At 64.5% G+C, this 16511-nt stretch carries 20 protein-coding genes; 12 read left to right on the top strand and 8 right to left on the bottom strand.

Features of this window, described 5'->3' with window-relative positions; genetic code table 11:
- Positions 1–5: 5 nt before the first annotated feature.
- The 5 genes from E4633_RS00710 to def form a co-directional block, all read right to left on the bottom strand.
- Positions 6–869 (bottom strand): NlpC/P60 family protein, encoded by an 864-nt coding sequence (locus E4633_RS00710; RefSeq protein ID WP_135868365.1) that lies wholly within the window; start codon positions 867–869, stop codon positions 6–8.
- Between the two features lie 91 nt (positions 870–960).
- Positions 961–1923, bottom strand: a complete 963-nt coding sequence (locus E4633_RS00715) for a polysaccharide deacetylase family protein (RefSeq protein WP_135868366.1) — start codon at positions 1921–1923, stop codon at positions 961–963.
- A 4-nt stretch (positions 1924–1927) separates the two neighbouring features.
- The gene (locus E4633_RS00720) at positions 1928–2698 is read right to left on the bottom strand and encodes a DUF116 domain-containing protein (protein WP_162604916.1); all 771 of its coding nucleotides are present in this window, start codon (positions 2696–2698) and stop codon (positions 1928–1930) included.
- Complete coding sequence (fmt, locus tag E4633_RS00725) at positions 2688–3644, bottom strand: methionyl-tRNA formyltransferase (protein ID WP_135868368.1); 957 nt, start codon at positions 3642–3644, stop codon at positions 2688–2690. Before fmt ends, E4633_RS00720 begins: the two co-directional genes overlap by 11 nt.
- Positions 3644–4159, bottom strand: coding sequence for a peptide deformylase (gene def, locus E4633_RS00730; RefSeq protein ID WP_135868369.1), 516 nt, complete (start codon positions 4157–4159; stop codon positions 3644–3646). The genes fmt and def overlap by 1 nt, the downstream gene beginning before the upstream one ends.
- Positions 4160–4413: 254 nt before the next feature.
- Here def and E4633_RS00735 point away from each other — a divergent pair, with 254 nt between their 5' ends.
- Complete coding sequence (locus E4633_RS00735; protein WP_135868370.1) at positions 4414–4620, top strand: hypothetical protein; 207 nt, start codon at positions 4414–4416, stop codon at positions 4618–4620.
- A gap of 5 nt (positions 4621–4625) precedes the next feature.
- Here the strand turns inward: E4633_RS00735 and E4633_RS00740 are convergent, their stop codons facing one another.
- From E4633_RS00740 to E4633_RS00745, 3 genes are all read right to left on the bottom strand, one after another.
- A complete protein-coding gene (locus E4633_RS00740) occupies positions 4626–5237 on the bottom strand; it encodes a flavodoxin family protein (RefSeq protein ID WP_135868371.1) in 612 nt (203 codons plus the stop codon).
- Positions 5238–5267: 30 nt separating this feature from the next.
- Complete coding sequence (locus E4633_RS20390) at positions 5268–5429, bottom strand: hypothetical protein (RefSeq protein WP_162604911.1); 162 nt, start codon at positions 5427–5429, stop codon at positions 5268–5270.
- Between the two features lie 89 nt (positions 5430–5518).
- Entirely contained in the window at positions 5519–7120 is a 1602-nt protein-coding gene (locus tag E4633_RS00745; RefSeq protein WP_135868372.1) for a thiolase family protein, read from the bottom strand.
- A gap of 109 nt (positions 7121–7229) precedes the next feature.
- Between E4633_RS00745 and E4633_RS00750 the strand changes: the two genes are divergently transcribed.
- The 11 genes from E4633_RS00750 (at position 7230) to E4633_RS00800 (ending at position 16505) form a co-directional block, all read left to right on the top strand.
- Positions 7230–7583, top strand: coding sequence for a VOC family protein (locus E4633_RS00750; RefSeq protein WP_135868373.1), 354 nt, complete (start codon positions 7230–7232; stop codon positions 7581–7583).
- Positions 7580–8152 (top strand): SH3 domain-containing protein, encoded by a 573-nt coding sequence (locus E4633_RS00755; RefSeq protein ID WP_135868374.1) that lies wholly within the window; start codon positions 7580–7582, stop codon positions 8150–8152. The genes E4633_RS00750 and E4633_RS00755 overlap by 4 nt, the downstream gene beginning before the upstream one ends.
- A gap of 237 nt (positions 8153–8389) precedes the next feature.
- On the top strand, positions 8390–9694 hold the full coding sequence (locus E4633_RS00760; RefSeq protein ID WP_135868375.1) for a pyridoxal phosphate-dependent aminotransferase: 1305 nt from the start codon (positions 8390–8392) through the stop codon (positions 9692–9694).
- Between the two features lie 213 nt (positions 9695–9907).
- Positions 9908–10729 carry a CheR family methyltransferase gene (locus E4633_RS00765; RefSeq protein ID WP_135868376.1) on the top strand — a complete coding sequence of 274 codons (822 nt, stop codon included), beginning with the start codon at positions 9908–9910 and terminating at the stop codon, positions 10727–10729.
- A 35-nt stretch (positions 10730–10764) separates the two neighbouring features.
- The gene (locus E4633_RS00770; RefSeq protein WP_135868377.1) at positions 10765–12051 is read left to right on the top strand and encodes a methyl-accepting chemotaxis protein; all 1287 of its coding nucleotides are present in this window, start codon (positions 10765–10767) and stop codon (positions 12049–12051) included.
- Positions 12048–12497: a chemotaxis protein CheW gene (locus E4633_RS00775; protein ID WP_135868378.1), complete on the top strand. Its 450-nt coding sequence runs from the start codon at positions 12048–12050 to the stop codon at positions 12495–12497. Before E4633_RS00770 ends, E4633_RS00775 begins: the two co-directional genes overlap by 4 nt.
- Positions 12497–12862, top strand: coding sequence for a response regulator (locus E4633_RS00780; protein ID WP_135868379.1), 366 nt, complete (start codon positions 12497–12499; stop codon positions 12860–12862). The genes E4633_RS00775 and E4633_RS00780 overlap by 1 nt, the downstream gene beginning before the upstream one ends.
- Before the next feature lie 9 nt (positions 12863–12871).
- Positions 12872–14515, top strand: coding sequence for a chemotaxis protein CheA (locus E4633_RS00785; protein ID WP_342791897.1), 1644 nt, complete (start codon positions 12872–12874; stop codon positions 14513–14515).
- A gap of 48 nt (positions 14516–14563) precedes the next feature.
- On the top strand, positions 14564–15163 hold the full coding sequence (locus tag E4633_RS00790) for a chemotaxis protein CheC (protein ID WP_135868381.1): 600 nt from the start codon (positions 14564–14566) through the stop codon (positions 15161–15163).
- 117 nt (positions 15164–15280) lie between these two features.
- Complete coding sequence (locus E4633_RS00795; RefSeq protein WP_135868382.1) at positions 15281–15991, top strand: LolA family protein; 711 nt, start codon at positions 15281–15283, stop codon at positions 15989–15991.
- Positions 15992–16019: 28 nt separating this feature from the next.
- Positions 16020–16505, top strand: a complete 486-nt coding sequence (locus E4633_RS00800) for a YajQ family cyclic di-GMP-binding protein (protein WP_135868383.1) — start codon at positions 16020–16022, stop codon at positions 16503–16505.
- The last annotated feature ends 6 nt before the right edge of the window (positions 16506–16511 follow it).

Raw genomic sequence — 16511 nt, forward strand, 5'->3', positions numbered from 1 at the left:
ACGCCTCACCCTCCCGCGCGGGGAAACCACCGGCGCACCACGAAGGTGCGGTCCCCGGCGCTCCCTTCCGGGAAACGGTCCACGGGCCTGCGCGTCTTCATGATCCCCTTCAAGAGCTCCAGCTTCGGCGTCATCATGACGCCGCTTTGCTTCCCGCCGCACCCCATCCGGCTCTCGATCACCGACTCTTCATCGAGCACGATCATCACGTGTCCCTTCCACACCAAAAGGTCCAGCGGTTCGAGCCTTCCTGCGATCGCCTCCGCGGAAAGCCCCGCCACCGCAACCGGATTGCCGTAGGAGGTGAGCATCGAGGTGTTGCGCGGCGTGAAGCCGTCGGTCGCCTCGTACAAAAGCCCCGAGCAGTCCACCCCGGATAGCGGGTCCCCCTGCGGGTAGTACTTTCTCAAAAGCGGCACACCGTCCTTGACGTTCCCGCCCCATACGTACGGCTTGCCCAGAGTGGATAGGAGCCGTTTCTGGATCTCTTCCCGCGCCGGGAGCTTGCGGCTGCGCTCCGTGACGGGACCGCTCGCCTGCTTCACGAAGCGCTCGTCCACGAAGAGCCCGGTCTTCGAGGGGTACGGGTAGTCGTTGGTGGTGACGCGCAGGACTTTCACACCGGAGCGCGTAAGCTCGCCGTGCACGGTGAAGAGGGTTCCCGGCAGGGCGACGAACTCGACGGGTCGCACGCCGCGGCAGGGGTCGAGACGGACGGCGCCGCCGAAGCTCCCTGCGAAGTCGGGGGTGTTCAGAACAGGGGCATAAGAGACGGCAACGACGTGTCGCTCGGCCGCCCAGGCGTGCCCGGGGACGGTGACGGCGAAAGTCGCGACAAGGGTGAGGATGACGAGAAAGAAAGGCTTCATGACGCACCTCGGCAAAAAGCTGCGGCACGCGGCCGGCAGCCGGTGGAACGCGGCGAGCGCCGCGCGGGGTAAAGGGGAAAAGAGCGGGATTTCAGCGGGCGAAGGCCTCCGAAAGCGGCAGCAGACGCGGCTTTTTCTCCCTCAAAAGCGGCAGCGCGAGCCTGATCCCCTTCGGCTCGTTGCCGTTGCCGTGCACGAGGATGAAGCTGCCGCGGTGCGGCTCCTCGCCCTTGGCGAGCCAGGCGTCGGCTCCGACCGGCACCAGGGAGAGCTCGCCCAGGCGCTCCATGACGGCGCGGTCCGACACGAGGCCGGGAAAGCGGAAGAAGGGGGACGGGACGAGGTCCCGGGCGAGGAGGAGCTCCTCCAGGTGGAGCACCTCGGCGGTCAGGTCCGTGCCGGGGGCAAGGAGGAAGTTTTCGGCCAGGGGCGCCTTGGCGTCGTAGTGATGGTGCCAGGAATGGTTCACCCAGGTGACGGCGAGCCGCCCCGCCGCGACCTCCCCTTTCAGGTAGGCGACCTCATCCGGGTGGCTTGCAAGCCACAGCCCCGAGACCATGACCGCGACCGGGACCGGTGCCCCCTTCCCAAGCGCCTCCGCCGCCTCGAAAAGCTCGCGCTCGAAGGGGCGCTTCGAGGGGCAAAGGTCGACGGTGAGGAACAGACCGTCCGCGCCGCTCTCGGCGCGCGTGGCGCCGCCGTTTTGCAGCCGGTAGGGGGGAGCGGTGTAACGGTACACGGTCCGGCCAAGCCGCGTGCGCCGGAAGGAGTCGGCCGGGGCGTCCTTGACGGGAAAAAGCTGGGCGGCCGGTAGATCGAAGCTCGCGAAGCTCTCCGCATCGACCGCGAGCCGGTGCTCTACGCCGTCCTTCTTGAACCCTCGAACGGCCCAGAGCGCACGCCCGGCGCGGTCGGTGACCGCTTCGCGCATCACGCGGTAGCCGGTGATTTCCGAGGCGGTCGCGCAGGCGGCGGCGAGCATCATGAGCGTAAAGCAAAGCGCCGCTACACGTAGCGGCGCAAAACGGCATGGTGTTGTCTTGCGGGTCGACATGGGGCTAGGCCAGCACTGAGCGGAGCGCGGCGTCGATCTTCTCGACGTCGACGCGGGTGTTGAAGCAGGGCCCGAAGGGACGGTCGTTCAGCACCCCGATCACGGGAAGGGGGTAGCAGTCCTTGATGCCGGAGGTGAGGTCGCGTTCGCAGGCGACGGCGAGTACTAACTTCGGGCGCTTCTCGATGATCACCTTGCGGGCGAGCGTGCCGCCGGTGGCCACCGAGATATCCACCTGGTAGCGCTGCGCCAGGTCGGCAAGCCCCATGATGTCGCAGCGGCCGCAGCGCATGCACTTGTTGATCTCGCCGGTCACCTTGATCTCGCACTCGGCAAGCTGCAGGCAATGCGGCAGCAGGATGAGGATCCGGTCCGGCTTCACCTTGAGGCGCTGCGAGATGACCAGCGAGTTGTTCATCGCCACGAAGGACTGCCTTATGGTGTCCTTCGATATGCCGCAGAGCTTCCCCATCTGCTCGATGAGCGGGAGGAGGAACTTGATCACCACGCCGCGCATGAACTTCGTTCCGAGGATGTCCTTGCCGAACGCGGTGGTGAGCACGAGAAGCGCCGTGCCGAGCACCGCGATACCGGAGAGGACGGCGAACACCATGCCGACGACACGGGGGAGATCCGGATGGATGTTGGCAAGCCCCATGGTGGGGATGTACCACCCGAGGTAGATGAGTCCCACCACGAGCAGGCACGTAACTCCCATGAGGGCGACGAAGAGCCGCTTCTGGGGCGGTTTCTGATAGGTTCCTTTAGACGCCAACGGCGGCATCCTTTCTACCGAGGGCAAGGCCTGCCTGCACCTTGTAGCCGGCCAGGAAGTCGCCGGCGGCCATCCTCTTTTTCCCCTCGAGCTGCAGCTCGCTGATCAGGAGGCTCCCCTCGCCGCAGGCCACCTCGATGCCGTCGCGCGAGGCTGCGAGCACGGTGCCGGGGACGCCGGTTCCGGTTGCGGTCTGCACCTTGTAGACCTTGAGGAGCTTGTCGTCCAGGTAGCTGAACGCGCCGGGCCACGGCGTCATGCCGCGTACCTGGTTCTTGATGTCGCGGGCGCTTTTCTGCCAGTCGATCAGGCCGTCCTCTTTCTTCATGATCGGGGCGTAGCAGGTGAGGGAGTCGTCCTGCTTCTCCGGGACGAGTTCCCCCGCGACCAGGCGGTCCAGGGTTTCGGCCAGAAGTTCCGCACCGAGCTTGGACATCCGGTCGTGCAGGCTCTGGGTGTCCTCGTCCGGATCAATGGGGGTGGCGCTTTTCAGGAGCATGTCGCCCGTGTCGAGACCCACGTCCATCATCATGGTGGTGACCCCGGTCTCGCTCTCGCCGTTTATGATGCACCAGTTAAGCGGAGCGGCGCCGCGGTAGCGCGGCAGGAGCGAGGCGTGCACGTTGATGCAGCCGTATTTCGGGATTTCGAGGAGCGCCTTCGGAAGGATCTGCCCGAAGGCGATCACCACGATGAGGTCAGGCTCGAGGGCGCGGATCTCTTCGATCGACTCGGGAAGGCGCACCTTCACCGGCTGCAAGACCTTGATGCCGTGCTCCTCGGCCAACACCTTCACCGGAGGGGGGAGGGTCTGCTGGCCGCGCCCCTTGGGACGGTCCGGCTGGGTGACGACGGCCACCACGTTCTCACCGCGGTCGATGAGGGTGCGCAGGGTCGGGCAGGCGAATTCGGGGGTTCCCATGAAGATGATGCGCAAACCGGTCATCAATGCTGCTCCTTTGCTTCCTCCAGGGCGCGCTGGTAGCGCTTCCTGAAGATCCCCTTCTTGAGCGGGGAGAGGTGGTCTATGAAGAGGACGCCGTCCAGGTGGTCGATCTCGTGCTGGAAGGCGATGGCGAGGAGATCATCGGCGCGGATCACCACTTCCTCCCCCTCCAGGTTGAGCATCTTCACCACGACGCGGGCATGGCGGCGCACGTTGGCGGAGAACTTAGGCACCGAGAGGCACCCCTCCTCCTCGAACGCCTCACCCTCGGCGTGGATGATCTCGGGGTTGATGGCGACGATCAGCTCGGGCTTTTCGTCCTTGCACGAGACGTCGATGACGACGATGCGCTGGTGCACGCCGATCTGCGGCGCGGCGAGCCCCACGCCCGGGGCGTCGTACATGGTCTCGGCCATGTCCCGCACGAGTTCGCGGGTCTTGTCGGTGATCACGGTGACCGGCAGGGAGCGCTGCTTCAGCTCCGGGTCCGGATAGGTCAGTATTCTTCGTACCATAAGTCCTTCCTTTGGCTTTGGGCTATCCGGGTCAATATACTAAAGTTGTCGATGAAAAATCAACGGGATACTCATGAGTGGGGAAAGCACGTCACGCGTCAAATTCCCGTCACAAAAGGGGCGAAAGTCAAAAAAACCTCCGTCAAAAGCGGTGCGTCCGGAAGGCGGAACCAAGCGATACCGGGTATTTACATCGGGGGAACGCCTCTTGCTTGTCTCGATCCCCGATGCAGCTTTTGAACCACGGAGGGAGCATGACGCACGAAACGATGACCATATTGAAGAGCTTTGCGGAGGCGGGCACGACCGCCGCCCCGGTGGCGCTCCTGGCCGCGGCCGCCGCACTGCCGCACCTGCTCACCCTGGGACATGCCGCGACGCCGGTCCGCGTACCGGCAAGGCGTGCGCGCCGCATCTGGGGGCGCGAGGACGGCTTCACGACCTCCTCACCCCGCAGGTAGCGCCGCTACCGCTCCAGCACCAGCTTCTCGCCCAGGAAACGTGCCCTTGTGAGGGTGCGTTTGCCCGCCCCCTGGCGCTCCTGCCGCGCCGCGAAACCGACGAAAACAGTCCCCACGCAACGAGCCCCCAAAAGATCCGCGCTTTGCCGGAGCGTCTTCAGCACCGGGGTGAAAAGCCGCGCCATGAAGGCGGGGGCCGCACTGGAGGCGACGAGGACGGCGCGCCGCGGCCTTTCCTGCGAGCGCGTCTTAGGGGCCGGGGTTCCCCAGGGCCAGTAGGCGTAGCAGACGAGCCGCTCCACGAAGCGCTTTGTAACGGCGGTCACCGAACCGAAGTTGGTGGGAGAGGCAAGAACGAGCGCCTGGCACCCCTCCACAAGGTCGAGCACCCGCGACATCTCGTCGGCTATCGGGCAGATGCCGCGCGCCCTCCCGGGCTCTTGGGTGCAGAGGCGGCAGTTGGTGCAAAATTCCACGTGGGTGTCGAGCAGGTAAAGCTTCTCGGCGCGACCGCCCGCTGCGACCACGCCGGCAAGGACCTCGTCCACCACCTGGTCGACGACGCCCCCCCTCACGTAGCTCCCAACGATCGCGACGACCTTCACCGCGCCATCCATGAAGCCCCCTACCCGGCCGGCCGCCGGTCCCTAACCCCTCTCGACGCCACGCGCCTCGGCCTCGGCGCGCGCCTTACGCTCGAGCCGCCTCCTGCGGCGTCCCCCGAGGAAAGACTCCTCGATCACGATGGCGACGAACAAAACGACGAAAAGGGCGAAGATCACACCCAGGATCTTGAACAGCATGGTCATCCTTCCTGCTCCTTCATTGCTTGCTTGCCCGGGGAGCCCGGACCGGCGGCTAATATACCGATCCGGCACGCCCTGTCAAGGCAAACCCTCTAGCCGTTGCCGGTGAGTTTCTTCCAGCCGCTGCCGGCAAGCTCCAGCATCCCGTCCATGGTGCGCCGGTAGAACTTGCGCACCGGGATCCGGTTCACGAGGATCTCCTCGCCCGCGCGCTCGAGGCTCACCGGATCACCGGTTTTGAGCTGCGCGATCTCCGCGTAGTGCTCGCCGGCAACACCGAAGAGGAAGGAGTAGCGCTTCCCTTCCGCGAAGCAGGAGACGATGATGATGATCCCCTCCGGCTCGCCGTTTTTGAAGTTGAAGCGGGTGGTGGCGGCAACGAAGCGCGCGGCTACCGGGGTGCCGTTCACGAGCTCGTTCACGGTGAGGTTCTTGGGCTTCATGCGCCCGAGGGGGGGAAGCCCCCACGGGGCGAGCTCGGGACGGGGGCGCTGCCGGTAGTGCGAGGTCTGCTCCAAAAGGGTCACCACGTTGTTGTTGATCGGGCCGCCGATGGAGTGGGCAAGCCCCGCCTTGAAGCGCCCCTGCGTGATGAGACGGTGGTTCTCGACGATCTGGATCATCCCGGTGGCGCCAAGCGGATGGCCGCGCCCCTTGAGCCCGCCGGTCACGTTGGTGGGGAAAGCCCCGTTTTCCCCGGTGAGCTCGTCGTCCAAAAGCCCGTCAAGGATGCGGCGCCGGTGCACGAAACCGAGGTCCACCATGTTGATCGGGCCGAAGCCGTTGAAGGGGTCGTGCATGTTGACGTGGATCTTGCCGGAGAAGTCGGTGATCTTTCTTATCCCGGCCATGGCGTACGCCTCGGCCGCGGCGCGCACCGTGGCGGGGAAGCTGTGGAAGTAGGGGCGGTCCGCGATGGTGGGGATGTCGGTGGCGCTCCCGACGCCGGAGACGATCACCTCGTGCGGCGTGGCCGACAAAAGGACCGCGGCAACCCCGTCGGACATGGGGCAGAAGTCGTGGTAGCGAAGCGGCCACCAGTAGCGGTAGTTCTTCCCGGTGACGATCTGGCGGTAGTAATCCTCGAGGGGGATCTCGAAATTTAGGTGCGCTTCCGGGTTCTTCGCGGCGAAGCGGTGCGCCCTCTGCGTCAAAAGCGCCGAGAATGCGGTCCACTCCTCGGTGGAGAGCTTCAGCCGCTCTATGAGGGAGCGCGCGACGAGGGCGCCGCAGGCGGGCATGGAGAGACCGAACTCCGCCTCGTCGCGGTCGATCACCCCGGCCACGATGCGGGTCGCCTGCCCGGTGGCGACGTCGCTCATCTTCTGGATGCCGATGGCGAGGACGTGGTCGCAGCGCCCGGAGGCGATCTGCAGGTAGGCGTACTCGAGCGCCGAGGCCCCCGACGAAGATGCGGTGTCGATCAGTACCGACTTCGCCCCGGAGATGCCGAGCACGCCGGCGATCTTGGCCGCGGTGTTGTCCACCCCGGAGAAGGCGACCGGGTTCTGGCAGCCGACCACGACCGCGCCGACGTCGCTGCGCCGGATGCGGCTCCCGGCGAAGACCTCGCCCGCCTTTTCCGCCATCTGCAGGAAGGTGAGCGCCTCGCGCTCGCGGCCGTTGTAGCGCCCCACCGGGGCCATGTACGAGGAGGCGACGTAGACCTCCCTGGGCTTGAAATGCTGCGTCACGTATCCCTCCCGCGGACGAAAAGTCGGCGGCTGATTAACCTTGCCAGCGCCCGCTCACTCTGCTATGTAGTTAAAACGCTGTCACAACATACCATTCAAGGTGGTTTCCATGGTAGAGAAAATTAAGAATGTTGTTGTATTTGTCAAGGACATCAAGGCCGCACGCCGCTTTTATCGCGAGCAGTTGGGGCTCCCCCCCGGCCAGGAGACCGAGTACATGATGGAGTTCCTCCCCGGCGAGGGTACCGCACTCGGCGTATCGCTTGCCATGCACGATGCGGCGGTAAAGCTCGTGGGACGCCACACCGGCATCACCCTGACCGTGAAGGGGCTCGAGGAGCTCTACGCGAAGCTCGTGAGCGAGGGGGTGCGCTTCACCGAGCCCCTGGAGAAGAGTCAGTGGGGCAAAATGGCGGTTGTCGCCGACCCGGACGGCAACGAGTTCGCCCTGGTGGAGATGTGAGACACCTTTTGCCGGGAGCCTTGCTTCTGGCCCTAACCGCCGGCGCTGCAGCGGGTGCCCCGCCGGCGCCGCGCCCCTACAGCGGCAGCGGTGTCCTCGTGGTGCAGGACGCCCCGGGGCGTGAGCCGGGAACGGTCCCGCTCTACCACGAGCCGGGCGTGGAGCGGCTCACCGAGCTCGCCCCGTTTTCCCTGCCCCACCTTAGCGGAGCACCCGACAGCGCGCTCGTCGCGGTGTACGAGAGGCGGCGCGGCTGGTCCCGGGTCGCCCTGGACGATGCGGGGCGCCAGGGGTGGGTGCAGGACGACCGGAGCTGGCGCTACATAGCCTGGCGCGAGTTCCTGCCGGGACGGAGCGTCCGCGTGCTCCCCGGCATGAAGAAGGAGTGGTACCAGGTGAAAAGCGCCCCGGGTGCTGCGGGTAGCGCGGCGGGAGCCGTCGCGCGCGACCAGCGCGTGCGCATCCTCGAGGTGGAGGACGCCTGGGCGCGGCTTGAGAACCCTGCTGGCTGGATGCGCTGGCGCGACCCGGATGGCAGGCTCACCGTGGCGACGGAACTTGCCCGGTAGACAGAAAAAACGTTGACATTGACATTTCCGCATGATATCAGAGGCGTCATGTATACTAACAGCGTTACATCACGTGGCGTCGTCCACGCAGCAGCAGCGGCCAGAAACTTCCAGAGCCGCCACTGCTGATTAGAAAACAAAAGATTTCTACTAAAGGCCGTGGGGGACCCCCACGGCCTTTTTTTATACAAAATCCGCTCGAACAACAGCTGCATACATACCATCAGGGGGAAAAAGATGCGCAACGAAATAGTTACTCCCGGCGCGGGAGAACTGACCTACGAAATCCGAAACATCGTCACCGTGGCCGAGAAGGTGCAGCGCCTCGGCGTGAAGGTCAATTGGGAGAACATCGGTGACCCCATCGTCAAGGGCGAGATCATCCCGCTCTGGATGAAGGAGATCGTAGCGGCAGAGGCGATGAACGACGACAGCTACGCCTACTGCCCGACGCGCGGCGTCCTCGAGACCCGCGAGTTCATCTGCAGCATCACCAACAGCCGCGGCGGCGCACAGATCACCCCGGACGACATCATCTTCTTCAACGGTCTCGGCGACGCCATCGCCAAGGTGTACGGGAACCTGAGGGCGGAGAGCCGCGTGCTCATGCCCTCCCCCACCTACACGACGCACTCCATCGGCGAGGCGGCCCACGCGAACGCCGTCCCGGTCTGCTACCGCCTCAAACCCGAGGACAACTGGTACCCCGACATGGATGACCTCGAGTGCCACGTGAAGTACAACCCGCAGATCTCCGGCATCATGCTCATCAACCCGGACAACCCGACCGGGATGGTGTACCCCCCCGAGGTGTTAAAGCAGATCGTGGCGATCGCGAAGAAGTACGACCTGTTCCTGATCGCCGACGAGGTGTACAGCAACATAGTCTACAACGGCGAGCACACCGTCCCCATCTCGGACGTGATCGGCGAGGTCCCGGCCATCGCCATGAAGGGGATCTCCAAGGAGCTGCCGTGGCCCGGCTCGCGCTGCGGCTGGATCGAGGTTTACAACGGCGAGCGCGACGCGCGCTTCAAGAAGTTCGTCAACTCGATCCTCTCCACCAAGATGAACGAGGTCTGCTCCACGACGCTGCCGCAGCGCTGCCTCCCCGCCGTGATGAAGCACCCGGACTACCATAACTACCTGAAGGAGCGCATCACCCGCTACGAGAAGATGAGCAACATCATGTACGAGGCGCTCGCGAAGGTGCCCGAGCTCTCGGTGAACCGTACCAACGGCGCGTTCTACATGGCGGTCCCCTTCAAGAAGGGGGTGCTGAACGACACCCAGAGCCTTCCCATCGCGAACCCCGAGATCCGCGCCCTCGTGGAGGGGATCGTGAACCAGCCCGGAGTGGCCCCGGACAAGCGCTTCGTCTACTACATCCTCGCCCACACCGGGATCTGCGTCGTGCCGCTCTCCTCCTTCAACACCGAGCTTTTGGGCTTCCGCGTGACGCTCCTCGAGCGCGACGAGGTGGAGTGCCGCAAGATCTACCGCACCCTCACCGAGAACATCGCCGCCTACCTCGCGTCCTAGGGTTACCCCTTCACGCGTGAAGGGCAAAAAGCCCCGTCCGGACAAGGCGGGGCTTTTTTCGCGCAAGTAGACGTCCTCATTGACTTTTGAGCCGCAGTTGTGCTATCTGATTTGCTGTTTGAACGGCATCTCCAATCACCAGTTCACAGGGGCTTTTCATGACCTCGGTTGCACCAGGCAAGGCAACGGCGACAAACGCCCGCGGCGCGGCAGATGCTTGACGGCGTAAGCGGCGCCGAGCCGGATATCGCCCCGGAAACCTTCGAGGCCATCGGGCGCATCCTGAAGACACGCTCCGGGTTCACCCTGGACGGGTACAAGGACAAATGCGTCAAAAGGCGCATCCATATCCGGGTACGCGCCACCCAGTCCCCCTCCCCGGAGGCCTACGGTGAACTCCTGGGCCAAAGCACTACCGAGCAGGACCACCTGCTGCGCGTCCTCACCATCCACGTCTCCCATTTTTTCAGGAACCCGTCCGTCTTCGAGAAGCTCGCCACCACGGTCCTGCCCGAACTCTTGGCCTCCCGCGAGCGGCTGAGGCTCATGAGCATCGGGTGCGCGGGGGGTGAGGAGCCTTATACCCTGGCGATGATCCTGAAGGAGCGCTTCGCCGGGTACGCCGAGAGGGTCGAGATCCGCGGCGTGGACGTCGATGCCGCGACACTCGTGCAGGCGCGCGAGGCGATCTACCACCCGGACCGGCTGGGCGAGCTCGCCCCCGGCCAGTTGGAGCGCTGGTTCGAGCCGGAGGGGGCGCGCTTTCGCCTGCGCCCCGAGCTCTCCGGCAAGGTCGCCTTCTCCCAGGCAGACCTGAACCACCAGAGGGAGTGGGAGCCGTGTGACCTGATCCTTTGCCGCAACGTCCTCATCTATTTCGAAAGGGAGCGGCAGGAAACCATCCTGAACGCCTTCGCCGACGCCCTCGCCCCTGACGGTTACCTCGTGCTCGGCAAGTCCGAGACCCTCTTCGGCACGGCCCGCAGGCGTTTTCGGACCGTCTGCCCGGTGGAACGCATCTACCGGGCCGTGTAGCGCACCGATTCTTGCAGCAAAAAGGAGCTCGCTTCATGTACATCCAAATCGGCTACAAGTTCATCCTAGGCTTTCTGGCCGTCGTCGCCGCCGTGGTCTTCGTACCTTCCGGTGTGAAGCTTTTGGACTACTCCCCCGAGATGACCAGCGTCATCTCCTACGTGGTGGCGCTCACCATCGGACTCATCCTAGGCTCCTTCTTCTCCAAGAGCTTCACCAAGAACATCTCGATCCTGACCGGTGCGACCGAATCGATCAGCCGGGGGGATCTCTCGAGCGACGTCGACTTCCCTGAGCCGAGGTTCCCGGACGAGACCCACTCCATGGCGCAGTCCATCAACACCATGCTGGAGAGCCTGAGAGCCCTGGTGCGCCAGATCCGCGACACCTCGGAGCGGGTCTCCGAATCGGCGCGCACCCTCTCCTCCACCGCGCTGCAGATAAACGCCTCCACCGAGGAGGTGGCCCAGGCGATCGAGACCATCTCCGGCGGTGCTGAGAACCAGGCCGAGATGCTGACCAAAGGGGCCAAGGTGATCCACGAGATGGCGATCTCCATCGACCTCGTGGCGCGGCGCGCCAAGGAGACCGCGAAGGCGGCGCGTGAGACGAGCCAGACCGCCCAGAAGGGCGGCGAGCTCGCCACCGACTCGGTGGAGCGGATGAAGAGCTTCTTCGACTCCGTCGAACTCATCTCGATGCAGTTCATGGACCTGAACGGGAAACTGCAGCAGGTGGGCAAGATCGCCGACTTCATCGTAGAGATGGCGCGCCAGACGAACCTCCTCGCCCTGAACGCCTCGATCGAGGCGGCCCGCGCCGGCGAGTCCGGCAAGGGATTCGGCGTGGTCGCCGAGGAGGTGAGAAAGCTCGCCGACGGGAGTGCGAAGAGCGCCACCGAGATCGTCGAACTGATCGACATCGTCAAGGTGGAGAGCCGCCGGGTGCAGGAAACCATCACCGACAGCTCGCGCGGCATCATCGGCGGCAAGAAGAACCTGGACACCACAGCCGAGGCCTTCAGGGAGATCCTCGCCACCGTCGTGGATACCGAGAGGAAGGCGAACTCCATCGCCGATCTCTCGCAGATGCAGACCACCGGTGCCGCCAAGATGGTGACCATGGTGGACGAGATCGCCAAGGTGGCCGAGGACAACGCGGCCTCCACCGAGGAGGTCTCCGCGGCAACCGAAGAGCAGCACGCCGCGATGCAGGAGATGGTGTACCAGACCCAGGAGCTCGCGAAACTGGCCGACGAGCTGCTCCATTCGGTGGAGCGCTTCCAGGTCGACCCGGGAACCGCGCCGGAGCCCCAAGCGTGATTGCGGAGCGCCTGCTCGTTTTCAGCGTGGGGCGCGAGCTCTTCGCCCTGAACCTGACCGAGGTCTGCGAGGTCATGGAGCCGCAGCAAAGCTACCCCTTTGCCGGCGCCCCTCCCTACTACCTGGGCCTCATCAACTTTCACGGCAACCTGACCGCCCTCCTCGACTTCGCCCAGTACCTGGGAGCGGGAAGCCGCCCCCTTCCCGGCAAGCTCCTCGTGATCGACACGAAACTCGCCCACCTCGCCCTGAAGGTGGATGCCGTCGGCTCCATCATCGATGCGCAGAGCATCACCGGGGCGACCCGGTCCGACGATCCCCTTATCGAGGCGCTCCTCGAGACCCCGCAGGGGCACCTGCGCCTGGTGAGACTCGAGACGCTCCTTTCCTCCCTGGAGGAGGATCTGCGCGCGGCCGCACCCAAATCCGCCCCAGGAGGTAACTGATGGCCATCAAGGTCATGATAGTAGACGACTCCATGTTCATGAGGAAAATGCTGCGCGACATCCTCACCGAAGAAGGTTACGAGATAACCGCCGAGGCGTCCGACGGCGAGGAGGCGGTCGCCAAGTACCGCGAATCCCTCCCTGACCTGGTCACCCTGGACATCGTCATGCCGAACAAGGGAGGCATCGAGGCGCTCCAGGAGATCATGGCGTACGACGCCGCCGCCCGCGTGGTGATGTGCTCCGCCATAGGCCAGGAGGCCCTCACCACCGCCGCCGCCGAGGCGGGGGCCAAGGCCTTCATCCTCAAACCGTTCAACCCGGAGCTCGTCACCCGGGTGCTCAGGGAAGTGGTCCAGGGGTAACCGATGGACATGTCGCAGTACAAAGCCCTCTTCCTCTCGGAATCGCGGGAGTACTTGAGAACCATCGCGGAGCAGGTGGTTGCGCTCGAGCAGTCCCCGGCCGAGCGAAGCGCCATCGACGCGCTGTTTCGCGGCGCGCACTCCCTGAAGGGGATGGCGGCCTCGATGGAGTACGGCGACGTGGTCGTAGTGGCCCACAGCATGGAAGACCTGATGGCGCGGGTGCGCGACGGCGCCCTCCCCTTCGGGGCCGGGGTGGCCGACCTCTTGCTCGAAGGGGTGGACCTGATCGACGCGCTTTTAAAGGACGTCGAAGAGGAGCGCCCCTCGAGCCTTCCGACCGACGGGTACGCCTTGCGGCTCGCGTCCTACGTCCCCGCCCCGGAGAAAAAGGCGCAGAAACCGGACGAAGCGCCCAGGGCCTTCTCCCCGGCTGCCGAGCCAGCGCAGGCTTCCGAACCCGCCCCACCGGCCGAAACGGAACGTGCGAAGGAGAGCACAACCGATCTGGGGGGCACGGTGCGGGTGAAGACCGAGCTCCTCGACCACCTGATCAACCTGACCGGCGAGCTGGTCACCAACAAGCAGCGCCTTTTGAGTATCGGCCGGGAGCTCGAGTCCACCGCCCTGAACGACGCGGTGTCCGAGACCTCGAAGCTGTTGCGCGCCCTGCACGACGAGGTGATGAAGGTGCGCCTGATGCCCTTCGAGGCGATCAGCGACCGTTTCCAGCGCTCGGTGCGTGCCGTCGCCAAGAAAAGCGGCAAGGAGATCCACTTCGAGCTCACCGGGCGCGAGATCGGCCTCGACCGCGGCGTCCTCGAGCAGCTCGTCGATCCCCTGAACCACATCCTGAGAAACGCCGTGGACCACGGCATCGAGGACGGGGAGGAACGGGAGCGGGCCGGGAAACCGGCGCGCGGGCTCGTCAAGCTGTCGGTGTCGCGGGACCGGGACCGGATCCACATCACGGTGCGCGACGACGGGCGCGGCATGGAGCCGCAGGCGATGATCGATGCCGCGGTGCGCAAGGGGCTCATCACCCCCGAAGAGGGGGAGCTCCTCTCCCCCCGCCAGGCGCTCATGCTCTCCTGCATCCCCGGCTTCTCCACCGCCAAAGAGGTGACCGACATCTCCGGGCGCGGCGTCGGCATGGACGCGGTGAACGCCGCCATCGCGAAGCTGGGGGGGACCCTCGGGATAGAGTCCGAGCCGGGACAGGGAACCGTCATCACGCTCAAGCTGCCGCTCACCATCGCCATCATCCACGCGCTTTTGGTGCAGTGCGGCCCGATCAAGACCGCCATCCCGGTGAACGCGGTACAGCGCACCGTGGAGCTCTCCCGGCGCCAGATCGAGACGGTGGGAAAAAGGCAGATGTTTCAGCTCGACGACGAGTCGATCCCGCTATTATCTCTGAACCGGGTGCTGGGGCTCCCCCTCGGGCGCTTCCCCGACGGGATCCTCCCGCTCTTCGTCACCGAGGCCAAGGGGCGCCGCGTGGGCATGGTGGTGGACCGCCTCCTGGGGCAGCACGAACTGTTCGTAAAAAGGCTGGGAAGACCGCTAGACGGGATGACGGGGCTCGCCGGCGGGGCGACGCTCGGCGACGGCGAGATCGTCACCATCCTCGACATTTCCGAACTTCTATAAGACGCATCGCGGTTACCCGCTTCAGCGCGGGAACCACCGGAGGCTGACATGGCTGACCAGGCAGAATACGAAGCGGAACTGAAAACGCTGACCAAGGTGTGCAGCCTCGGCATGGAGCACGCAGCCATCGCCCTGTCGCAGCTCATGGGTAAAGGGGTGCACATCCAGGTGCCGCGCCTGCAGGTGCTCGACGGCCCGGGGATGACCGGCCTGATGGAGGCGCACGAGGTCACCGCGCTGCAGTTGCAGATCCTCGGCAACGTGCGCGGCAGCATCCTGATCATGCTTCTCGAGGAAAACGCGCACCGGATCCTCGAGCTCCTCCTCGGGGTGGTCCCGAAGCCCGGGACGCCGCTTTCCGAGATGGAAAGAGCCACCCTCATGGAGGTCGGCAACATCCTCGCCTCGGCCTGCCTGAACGCCCTGGGTAACTCGCTAAAGATGACGCTGCTCCCCTCGGTCCCGGCATTTTGCTCCGGCAACGGGCGAGAGATCCTGGAGCGCGCCATGGAGCCCGGGGCCGACGGGGAAAAGGTGGTCATGATCGACACGGTCTTCGACGTTTCCGACTCGCGCTGCGGGGGGAGCATATTCCTCATGCCCTCCCCCACGTCGCTGGGCGCCATGCTCGCCTCCCTCGATCAATGAAACAGTTGCACGATATCCGGTTGTATGTCACAATGCCCGGTCAAACCGCCGCTTATGCGGCGCCACGAGGGTCCCGGGTCCACACCCGAGACCTTCACTAATTTTCAGAGGTCGAACATGAAATTTGCCAGAACCGTCGTCCTGTGTCTCGCCCTGATCACCCTTTCCGTCAGTTCCGCCCTCTGCGCCGAGCTCTCCCAGGTGGTACGCACCCTGGAGCAGGGGTACGCCTCCCTGAACGACCTGCAGGCGGACTTCAGCCAGAAAAGCCACGTCAAAGCGCTCAGGCGCGATGAGAAGGGGGGCGGCGAGCTCTTCATCAAGAAGGGTGGGAGCAAGGACTCCATGTTCCGCTTCAACTACACCAAGCCGAAGCAGCAGATCGTTTCCAACGGCAAGACGGTCTGGTACTACATCCCGGACCAGAAGCAGGTCATGGTGATGGACCTCGCGCAGATGTTCGAGGCGGGCAACGGCATCGCCATGAACTACCTGACCGGTCTCGGGCAGGTCTCCAAGGACTTCGCCATCGCCTTCGCCGACAACGCGAAGGACAAAAACGGCAACTACCAGCTGGAGCTCACCCCGCACAAGAAGAGCGCCGCCATGGCGAAGCTGCAGCTCACCATCTCCGGTGACGCGGTCGAGAGCTTCATCGCCAAGGGGAAGCCCTCCACCCCCTTCCCGGTGGTCTCCTCCACGGTGGTCGACCAGATCGGGAACACGACCCGGATGGACTTCAGCAACGTGAGGACGAACCGCGGCATCTCCAGCGGCAAGTTCAGCTTCAGGATCCCTTCGGGGGTGCAGGTCATCAAGAACAGATAGCAGCAGCTTGAATTTAATAGGGGGTTCTATGCCGTCATTCGACATCGTTTCCAAGGTCGACATGCAGGAAGTCGACAACGCCATCAACCAGACCGTGAAGGAGATCAGCCAACGCTACGACTTCAAGGGGAGCAAGAGCGAGGTGACCCTGGAGAAGGAGAGCATCAAGGTCCTTTCCGAGGACGACTTCAAGCTGAAGGCTGTCATCGACATCCTGCAATCCAAGTTCGTGAAGCGCAACATCTCGCCCAAGGCGCTGCAGTACGGCAAGGTCGAGCAGGCCTCCGGCGGCATGGTGCGCCAGATCATCACCCTGCAGGTGGGGATCTCCAAGGAGAAGGCGAAAGAGATCGGCCAGGTGATCAAGGATACCAAGCTGAAGGTGCAGAGCCAGATCCAGGACGACCAGCTCCGCGTCACCGGCAAAAACATCGACGACCTGCAGGATGTCATCAAGACCCTCAAGGGTAAGGACCTCGACATCGACATGCAGTTCGTCAACTTCAGAAGCTAATCAAGA

This window comes from Geomonas terrae (assembly GCF_004791675.1).
Classification (GTDB): Bacteria; Desulfobacterota; Desulfuromonadia; order Geobacterales; family Geobacteraceae; genus Geomonas; species Geomonas edaphica.